Genomic DNA, 9,863 nt, shown 5'->3' on the forward strand with positions numbered 1-9,863 from the left:
GTCCCGCACCACCCGGACCCATCACCGATTCACCGACCCCACACGCCGGCCGGCAGGTCCGCCGCGACGGGCAGCGCCGGGTCAGGAGGGCTCATGGTTCACCGCAGGTCGCGCGGCATCCGGGAACGCCGGTGAAGCGGGAGCAGCCCGGACGAGGGGCCGGGCGAGCGTCGCAGGGCGTGGTGCAGGCTAATCTCGGAGAGGTGACGCCCACCGAAACGGTCCTGACCGACCAGCTCGCGCTGGAGATCGCCCAGCTGGGCATGGTCGGGGAGTCGTCCGACATCGGCACGCTGCACCGGGTCACGGACCTGGCCTCGCGGGCGGTGCCCGGCTGCGCGGGCGCGTCGAGCGTGCGCTGGGCGCTGCCCCGGCAGCCCGGGGACGATCCGGGCACCGCGCTCGGCCTTCCGCCGGACGCGGCGCGCGACCTTCCCCGCGTCCCGAAGCAGGACGCGGGGCCGGAGAGCGCGCCCGTCGTTCCGGTCCCCGAGGAGACCCGGCCCGAGCCGCTGGCCGCCGCGGCCAGTCATCCCGATCTCGCCGAGATCGTCGAGCGGCAGCTCTCGCGGGGCCGCGGGCCCGTCTTCGACGCGGTGATGGACCGCAGGGCGCAGACGTCCGACGACATCCTCGCCGAGACCCGCTGGCCGGAGGCCATGGCCGACATGCTGCGCCGCGGGGTCCGCTGCTTCACCACGACGCCGCACCTGAACCAGCCGGTCCTGGTCACGCTCACGCTGTTCGGGGTGACGCCCAAGGCGCTCGGCTCCGCCCGCCACGCGCTCGCGTCCCTGCTCATGGCCCAGGGCAGCGCCGCGGTCAGCAACACCCGGCAGTACGACGACGTCCACCGCACGGCCGTGCAGTTGCAGGAGGCCGTCGAGGCGCGCGCCGTCGTCGACCAGGCGAAGGGGATTCTCATGCACGCGCTGGGCTGCGACGCCGACGAGGCCTTCGCCGAGATGCGCCGCATCTCACAGACACGTCATGTGAAGCTCACCGCCCTCGCCCAGCGTATCGTCGGTCAACAGGGGCTTCCCTAGGTCATGGATCTAGGCGCATGAAGGCGGGACGCATAGGCTGCGCAGTGCGGGGTCCGGCCAGGCCCGGTCCGGGGGTGCGAGAACGACGGTCTGACCGGCCTGGACGCGTCCCGACCTGGTTCCATCGTGCAACGCGGACGAGAGGGAGACCAGATGCACGACCAGCCCGACCAGCTCGAACCCGAGACCCTGATGCGGGAGATCTCGGACCTCGAAGGACGTATCGGCGAACTGCGCCAGGCCGCCGGTGTGCCCGAGCCCGACCTGCGGTCGACGCTGGAGGCGGCCCTGGTCGAGCTGGAGCTGGCACTGACCGTGCTGCGGACCATGGGGTCCGACCAGGTCGGCGAGCATGGCGGGTCGGCCGCGGCCGAGAACGAGCGGCGGGTGCTGCGCACCGTCTTCCAGGACGCCCCGGTGCCGCTGTTCCTGCTCGACCGGAACACGAACGTCCGGCGCGTCAACCGGCAGGCGGCGGCGCTGCTCGGCACGCCCGCCGGCTACGTGTCGGGCAAGCAGTTCACGGCGTTCTGCGACATGGCGACCCGCGCGGCCCTGCGGTCGCAGCTCGCGGCGGTCGTCCGGACGGGACTGCGCCGCCGTGTCCAGGTCCGCTTCCTCGGCCGCGACCACCCGGTCGACGCCGTGGTGACGCTGGCCCGGGTGTGGATCCGCGGCGACCCCGACCCGATGGTCATGGTGGCCGCCGGGCCGACGAACACGCCGATGAACGACGAGGGCCCGGCCTCGGAGCAGGGGCGGCCCGAACGGACGGCGCCCGCCCGCGGGGCATCCGCCCGGAACGCGTCCGCCCGGAACGCGTCCGCCCGATCCGCGGCCACCCGATCCGCGTCCGGCGAAGCCGGGCCCGCCCGTGAAGGTGCTTCTCTGGCGAGGGCGCCCCACGGGGCCCCGCCGGACGACGAGGCCGTCGCCACGATCGTCCACCGGATGGACGTCCTCGCCACCGCCAGCGAGCTCCTGCTCGACGAACCGGTCTTCAACGAGACCGTGGCCATCCGGCGCTGCGCCCGGCTGCTGGCCGCCGAGCTCGCCGACTGGGCGTTCATCGACCTGACCGGCGTGCACGGCGGCCCGGGGACGTCCGCGCAGGCCGGCGTGCACGCGGCGGGAACCGCGCCCCCGCTGCGCCGCCAGGTCGTGATGGGCCCGGAGGACGAGCACGCCGTCGAGGCGGCGCGGATGCTGGAGGAGCTCGACCCCGTGCAGGGGTCGCTCTCCCACACCGTCTACGTCACCCGGCAGAGCGCGCTGCGTGCGCACGTGGAGGACCTCGACGTGCTCGGCACGTGCCCGGACGGCCAGCCCGTCTGCGGCAAGATCGGCGCGACCTCGGTGCTGAGCGTGCCGATCGAGGACGGCGACCACGCCATCGGCACGATCACGCTGGCGGCCAGCGGCGAGTACGGCCCCTTCGACCTCATGGACCTCGGGGTCGTCCAGCGGCTCGGGCGCTACCTGGCCCTGGTGATCCGGGCGGCGCGGCTGTACCGGCGCCGCGCCGAGGTGGCCGCGACGCTGCAGGCCGGGCTGCTGCCGAAGACGCTGCCGGCCATTCCCGGGGTGACCGTGGCCGCCAAGTACCTGACGGCGACGAACGGCTCGGAGGTGGGCGGCGACTTCTACGACGTCTTCCGCACCGAGAACGGCTGGGGGATGGTCCTCGGCGACGTGTGCGGCAAGGGCGAGGACGCGGCGGCCGTGACCGCGACCGCCCGGCACTGCACCCGGCTGGCGGCGCGGTGGAAGTCGCACCCGGGCGACGTCCTCGGCATCGTGAACGAGGCGCTGCTGGACGAGGACCGGTTCGTCACCGCCGTGATGGCCGGGCTGACCGTCGAGACCGAGCGGGTCGTCGTCTCGCTGGGCACCGCGGGCCACCCGCCGGCGGTCGTGGTGCGCGCCGACGGGGTGATCAGGACGACGTCCCGCGGCGGTGTCCCGCTCGGCCTGTTCGAGGACTTCGAGCCGGGCCTGGACACGATCGAGCTCGCCGTCGGCGACACGCTCATCCTGCATTCCGACGGGGTGCTGGAGGCGTGCAACATGACGCGGCAGGAGTTCGGGCAGGAGCGCCTGCTGGAGGCCCTGGCCGGCCATGCCGGCGAGACGCCGGCGGGGATGCTCGCCGCGGTGGAGCGGGCTCTGCTGGAGTTCTGCGACAGCGACCTGCGCGACGACGTGTCGATGCTCGCGCTCCGAGTGGAAGCCCCCTCCCTCGACTAGAACACCGGCCCGACCAGAACACCGGCCCGACCAGCGCAGCGTCTTCACCCGTGCGAGGCCCTCATGCGACACGCCGTCCTCAACCGGCACATGGGTGGACTGATGGTCGTTTTATGGGGGTAGATGGCTTTCATGACAGTCGACCCCGCGGACAAACCCCGCAACGAGACCGAGCACGAACGTCTCGACCGGCAGCTCGTGGAGCTGCTCCAGGGGTTCCGTGTCGCCGTCACCGGGGTGCAGGTGCTGTTCGCGTTCCTGCTCACCGTGCCGTTCTCCACCCATTTCGACAAGGTCGACGGCGTGGGGCTGCCGCTGTTCTACATCGCCCTGTTCGGGGCGGCGCTGGCCTCGATCTGCTTCATCGCGCCGGTGTTCCACCACCGGATCCTGTTCCGGCTGGGGCAGAAGCCGCTGCTGATCCGCCGCGCCAACATGTTCGGGATCATCGGCGCCTTCGCCTTGATGGCCTCGATGACCGCGGCGACCACGCTGATCGTCGAGTCGGTCTCGGAGGCGCCGGCCTGGACGATCGTCACGGCGGTGGTCCTGGTGGGGCTGTGCGCCTGGGTGTGGTTCATCCAGCCCTACCTGTCCCGCCTGAAGGCGAACCGGCATCCGAAAGGCGCCGAGAACGCCTGAAGGCCGACCGGTCCGGGCGGCGGCTCAGTACGCCCGGCCGAAGACGACGCGCTTGCCGTAGGCGGACGGGCGGCCGCACCTCACGCAGTCACCGGTCTCCTCGGGCGCGCCGGACGCGATGACCCGCGGTGTCGCGGCGGTCTCGGCCTTGATGTCGTCCTCGCAGGCGGGGTCCCCGCAGTGGAACGCGCGGGCCCACCCGGACGCGACCTGCGCGGCGAACGCGTCCCAGTCGTCCACGACGGCGGTGTGGTCGTCGCGGAACGTCTCCGCCCGGCCCAGAAGGAACGCATGGAACTCGTCGAGGATGCCGGGGAGCAGCTCCGCCAGCCTCTCCAGCGGGATCTGCTCCTTCCCCTGCCCCGGAACCGTCTCCAGCCGCCGGACGACGGTCGCGACGCCGACCTCGATGTCGCGGCTGCCCAGCTCGACGCGGACCGGGACGCCGCGCATCTCCCACTCGTTGAACTTGAAGCCCGGCGACAGCTGCGGGCGGTTGTCGTCCACATGGACGCGGATGCCCGCGGCCTTGAGCGCCGCACCCAGCCTCCGGGCCTCCTCGACGGCCCGCTCGCCCTGCTCCTTGCGCCCGATCGGGACGATCACGACCTGGTACGGCGCGAGCCGCGGCGGCAGGACGAGGCCCTTGTCGTCCCCGTGCGTCATGATCACACCGCCGATCATGCGGGTGCTCATGCCCCAGGACGTGGTGTGCGCGAGGGTCAGGGCGCCCGCCTCGTCCTGGTATTGGATCTCGAACGCCTTGGCGAAGTTGGTACCGAGGTAGTGCGACGTCCCGGACTGCAGCGCCCGTCCGTCCCGCATCATGCACTCGATCGTGTACGTGCGGACGGCGCCGGCGAACCGTTCACCGGGGGTCTTCTCCCCCGCGACGACCGGCATGGCCGCCAGGTCGCGCGCGAGGCCCGCGTAGGCGTCCAGCGCCCACATCGTCTCGCGCATGGCGTCGTCCTCGTCGGCGTGCGCGGTGTGGCCCTCCTGCCAGAGGAACTCGGTCGTCCGCAGGAACATCCGGGGCCGCATCTCCCAGCGGACGACGTTCGCCCACTGGTTCAGCAGCAGCGGCAGGTCGCGGTGCGAGTCGATCCACTTGGCCATGTACTCGCCGATGACCGTCTCGGACGTCGGCCGCACGATCAGCGGCTCCTCCAGGTCCTTGCCGCCCGCGTGCGTCACGACGGCCAGCTCCGGGGAGAAGCCCTCGACGTGCTCGGCCTCGCGCCGCAGGTAGGACTCCGGGATCAGCATCGGGAAGCACGCGTTCTCGTGCCCCGCGTCCTTGATCCGCCGGTCCAGGTCGGCCTGGAGCAGCTCCCACATCCGGTAGCCGTACGGTCGGATGACCATCGTGCCGCGCACCGGGCCACGGTCGACGAGCTGCGCCTGCACGACCAGCTCGTTGAACCAGGCGGAGAAATCCTCGCTCTGCGGCGTCACACCTTCTCGGCTCACGGCAATCAGGGTACTGACTCGCGGCGCACGGGGACGACGCTTCGTCCGCCCGCGCGCCCCTTCGCTACGCTCGCGGGATGCGCTGGTCCCAGATGTTCGTTCCCACTCTCCGCGACGACCCGGCCGAGGCGGACGCGCCGAGCCACCGGCTGCTGCTCCGCGCGGGCTACGTCCGGCAGCTCACCGCCGGGCACTACTCGCTGCTGCCGCTGGCCGTCCGCGTCCGAGCCAAGATCATCGAGATCATCCGGGACGAGATGACCGCGATCGGCGCGCAGGAGATGCTGCTGCCCGCCCTCCACCCCGCCGAGCCGTGGCAGCGCTCGGGACGCTGGGAGCTGATGGGCCATGAGATGTTCCGCCTCCGCGACCGGCGCGGCGCCGACCACGCCCTCGGCATGACGCACGAGGAGATCTTCGCGACCGTCGCCCGCGAGCTGAACTCCTACAAGCAGCTTCCGCAGCAGTGGTACCAGTTCCAGACCAAGTTCCGGGACGAGCCGCGCCCCAAGGGCGGCCTCATGCGGACCCGCGAGTTCACGATGAAGGACGCCTACAGCTTCGACGTGGACCGCCCCGGCCTGGACGCCTCGTTCGAGGCCTACCACGGCGCCTACACGCGGATCTTCGCCCGGCTCGGCCTGCCCGCGCTGGCCTGCGACGCCTCCAGCGGCACCATGGGCGGCTCCGGCTCGACGGAGTTCATGTGCCCCGCCGACGTCGGCGAGGACCTCGTCGTCCACTGCCCGTCGTGCGGCTACGCGGCCAACATCGAACGGGCGACGTCCGCGCTTCCCGCCGCGTCCGACGCCCCCGGCCCCGGCGCGCCGGAGCGGTTCGACACGCCCGGCGTCCGCACCATCGAGGACCTGCGCGCCTATGACGCGCCCGACGACCGGCAGATCAAGACGCTCGTCTACATCATGGACGGCACGCTGACGCTGGTCCTGTTGCGCGGCGACCACCCCCTCAACGAGCAGAAGCTCGTGGACGCGACGGGCGCCGCCGAGATCCGCGCCGCCGGCCCGGCCGAGATCCAGGAGGCCATGGGCGCGCTGCCGGGCAGCCTCGGCGCGGTCGACGCGTTCCTGCCCGCTCCCCTCCCCGTGATCGCGGACGAGGCGCTGCGGGGCCGCCGCGACATGTTCACCGGCGCCAACACCGACGACGTCCACCTGCGCGGCGTGGACGTCGAACGCGACATCGAGGTCGGCAAGTGGGCCGACCTGCGGGAGGTCCGGGAGGGGCAGCGCTGCGTCCGCTGCGGCGAGGCCCTGGAGATCCAGCGGGCCATCGAGATCGGCCACATCTTCAAGCTCGGCGACCGCTACGCCCGCGCGCTCGGCGCCGAGGTCCTGGACCCCGACGGCAAGCGCATCCCACTGATCATGGGCAGCTACGGCATCGGCGTCGAGCGCGCGATGGCCGCGATCACCGAGACCCACCACGACGACCGCGGCATCGTCTGGCCGCTGCCGGTGGCGCCGTTCCAGGTCTGCGTCGTCGCCGCCCAGTCCGACGACGCCGACGTCGCCAAGGCCGCCGAGGACGTCTACACCACACTGTCCGCCGCGGGCGTCGAGGTGGTGATCGACGACCGTTCCGAACGCGCCGGGGTGAAGTTCCGCGACGCCGAGCTGACCGGCATCCCGTACCGGGTCACGGTCGGGCGGCGCGGCCTCGCCGAGGGCGTGGCCGAGGTGACGGCGCGGGCCACCGGGGACACCGAGAAGATCCCGCTGGACGCGGTCGCGGCCCGCGTCCTCTCCCTGGTGAACGCCTGAGCGTTTTATTCTTGTCCACCGGGTCTGTCCACCCCGGGTGTGCAGGTGGACGGCGTTTCGGGAAAGCGGGTCATGGCAGAAGTCACCGCAAGTGAAGGTCACTGGACGTTCGACGGCGATCTCCTGCGGATCGTCCCGGGCAACGGACGTGGCGTGCACCGCCTGCGGCGCGTCCTCGGCGAACTCGAAGTGCCGCTGGAGGCCGTCGCGGGGATCGCCTTCGAGCCGGGCAAGAAGGGCGGCGTCCTGCGGGTGCGGCTGCGGCAGGGCGCCGATCCCCTCCTCCAGGCCGCGGGGAACGCGCTCGACGACTCGTCCGACCCGTACCGCCTCGCCCTGCCCAAGGAGGCCTCGGCGCTGGCCGAGTACTTCGTCGACGAGGTGCGCAACGCCCTCCAGATCGAGCAGGTCGGCTCCGGCCCGGTGGACCGCTACCTGCTGCCCGGCCCGGCCGTGCCGCTGCGGGCGTCCGGCGGCGAGGGGTCGGTCACCTTCGACGGTGAGAACGTCCGGCTCGACTGGAGCTGGATGGCGGAGCAGGCCAAGCACAAGGCCGGCCCCCAGCAGTTCGCGCTGGCGGACGTCGTGAAGGTCGAGCTGCATCCGTCGGTCGGCCTGGACGGGGGCCACCTGCGGTTCCGCCTCCGGGGCCACCCAGCGCCGCCGGAGCCGAAGTACGACCCGTACTGCCTGTCGCTGTGGGGCACGAAGAAGGAGGGCGCCACAGCGATCGCTCTGGCCGCCTCCGTGGTGGCCCGGCTCCCGCATCCGGGCGCGTCCCCGTCCGCGCCCCTGCCCCGGCCCGCGGACGACCTGGCCCTGCCCGAGGCGCCCCCCGCACAGCCCGAGCCGTCTCCGGAGGACGACCACGACGTCCTCCTGCGCCGCCTGCGTGAACTGGGCGACCTGCACAAGGAAGGCATCCTCACCGAGGAGGAGTTCACCACCGCCAAGCAGGCCCTCCTACGCCGCTTCTAGGCCGCCCCGGCTCGGACCCGGCTCGATAATTCGTTTGACGGGCCCGTCCCGCGTTTCCGAGACTCGGTGCCGAGGGGGTTCACCGTGGGTCACGTCGAGGTCGGCCATGTCCAGCACACCCTGCCGGACGGCCGGGTGCTGCTCGACGACGTCTCGTTCCGGGTCGGCGAAGGCGTCACGGCCGCGCTGGTCGGCCCGAACGGCGCCGGGAAGACGACGCTGCTCCGCCTGATCGCCGGGGACCTCGTCCCCCAGGAGGGCACCGTCGCCCACAGCGGCGGCCTCGGTGTGATGCGGCAGTTCATCGGCGGGATGCGGGACGCCTCGTCCGTCCACGACCTCCTGCTCTCCGTCGCGCCGCCCCGGGTGCGCGAGGCCGCGGCGGCCGTCGAGGACGCCGAGCTCGCCATGATGGAGCGCGACGACGAGCCGACCCAGCTCAGGTACGCGACGGCCCTCGCGGGCTGGGGCGACGCGGGCGGCTACGAGATCGAGGTCCTCTGGGACGCGTGCTGCATGGCCGCCCTCGGCGTCCCCTACGAGTCGTGCCGCTGGCGCGAGGTGCGCACCCTCTCGGGCGGCGAGCAGAAGCGCCTCGCCCTCGAAGCGCTGCTGCGCGGCCCCGACGAGGTCCTCCTGCTGGACGAGCCCGACAACTATCTGGACGTCCCCGGCAAACGATGGCTGGAAGGACGGCTGCGGGAGACGTCCAAGACCGTTCTGCTGGTCTCCCACGACCGTGAACTCCTCGACCAGTCCGCCGGCCGCATCGTGACCGTCGAGGCGGGCCGCGTCTGGATCCACGGCGGCCGGTTCTCCACCTACGCCGCCGCCCGCCGCGAGCGCAACGAGCGCCTTGAGGAACTGCGCCGCCGCTGGGACGAGGAGCACGCGAGAATCAAGGAACTGGTCAACACCCTCAGGAACAAGGCCACGGTCAACGACGGTTTCGCCTCCCGCTACCGCGCGGCGCAGACACGCCTGCGCAAGTTCGAGGAGGCGGGCCCGCCCGAGGTCGCGCCGCGCGACCAGAACCTGAAGATGCGCCTGCGCGGCGGCCGCACCGGCAAACGCACGGTGATCTGCGAGGATCTGGAGCTCACCGGCCTGATGAAGCCGTTCGACACGGAGATCTGGTACGGCGAGCGCGTCGCCGTCCTGGGTTCCAACGGCTCCGGCAAGTCGCACTTCCTGCGCCTGCTCACCGCCATCGCGGAAACGCATCCGCGCGGCGCCGCCCCGGCCTCCCCGGTCGAGCACACCGGCACGGCCCGCCTCGGCGCCCGCGTCGTCCCCGGCCTCTTCGCGCAGACCCACGCGCGTCCCGACCTGGCCGACCGCACGCCGTGCGAGATCGTCATGACCGAGCACGCCCGTTTCCGCAACGAGGCGATGAACGCCCTGGCCCGGTACGAACTCCAGTACTGCGCGGAACAGCCCTTCGAAACCCTCTCGGGCGGCCAGCAGGCGCGCCTCCAGATCCTCCTCCTGGAGCTGGGCGGCGCCACACTCCTCCTGCTGGACGAGCCCACCGACAACCTCGACCTGGCCAGTGCGGAGGCCCTCCAGGAGGGTCTGGAGGGCTTCGAGGGAACCGTCCTCGCCGTGACCCACGACCGCTGGTTCGCCCGCTCCTTCGACCGGCACCTCGTCTTCGGCGCCGACGGCTCCGTCTACGAGTCCCCCACCCCCG

At 72.3% G+C, this 9,863-nt stretch carries 7 protein-coding genes; 6 read left to right on the forward strand and 1 reads right to left on the reverse strand.

Annotated elements, in window-relative coordinates:
- Positions 1-203 precede the first annotated feature (203 nt).
- From E1281_RS32245 to E1281_RS32260, 3 genes are all read left to right on the forward strand, one after another.
- Positions 204-1,046 (forward strand): ANTAR domain-containing protein, encoded by an 843-nt coding sequence (locus E1281_RS32245; protein WP_243717642.1) that lies wholly within the window; start codon positions 204-206, stop codon positions 1,044-1,046.
- Between the two features lie 153 nt (positions 1,047-1,199).
- A complete protein-coding gene (locus E1281_RS42255; RefSeq protein ID WP_243717643.1) occupies positions 1,200-3,293 on the forward strand; it encodes a SpoIIE family protein phosphatase in 2,094 nt (697 codons plus the stop codon).
- Between the two features lie 132 nt (positions 3,294-3,425).
- On the forward strand, positions 3,426-3,935 hold the full coding sequence (locus E1281_RS32260) for a DUF6328 family protein (RefSeq protein WP_243717644.1): 510 nt from the start codon (positions 3,426-3,428) through the stop codon (positions 3,933-3,935).
- Between the two features lie 24 nt (positions 3,936-3,959).
- On the opposite strand, the gene proS is transcribed toward E1281_RS32260, so the two are convergent.
- Positions 3,960-5,408, reverse strand: coding sequence for a proline--tRNA ligase (gene proS / locus E1281_RS32265; RefSeq protein WP_243717645.1), 1,449 nt, complete (start codon positions 5,406-5,408; stop codon positions 3,960-3,962).
- 77 nt (positions 5,409-5,485) lie between these two features.
- On the opposite strand from proS, the gene E1281_RS32270 reads away from it, so the two are divergent.
- From E1281_RS32270 to E1281_RS32280, 3 genes are all read left to right on the forward strand, one after another.
- Positions 5,486-7,192 carry a proline--tRNA ligase gene (locus E1281_RS32270; RefSeq protein ID WP_131883497.1) on the forward strand — a complete coding sequence of 569 codons (1,707 nt, stop codon included), beginning with the start codon at positions 5,486-5,488 and terminating at the stop codon, positions 7,190-7,192.
- Positions 7,193-7,264: 72 nt separating this feature from the next.
- The gene (locus E1281_RS32275) at positions 7,265-8,170 is read left to right on the forward strand and encodes a DUF4429 domain-containing protein (protein WP_131883498.1); all 906 of its coding nucleotides are present in this window, start codon (positions 7,265-7,267) and stop codon (positions 8,168-8,170) included.
- 84 nt (positions 8,171-8,254) lie between these two features.
- A partial coding sequence (locus E1281_RS32280; RefSeq protein ID WP_131883499.1) for an ATP-binding cassette domain-containing protein occupies positions 8,255-9,863 on the forward strand: 1,609 nt, incomplete at its 3' end.

The sequence above is a fragment of the Actinomadura sp. KC345 genome, assembly GCF_004348515.1.
Taxonomy (GTDB): domain Bacteria; phylum Actinomycetota; class Actinomycetes; order Streptosporangiales; family Streptosporangiaceae; genus Spirillospora.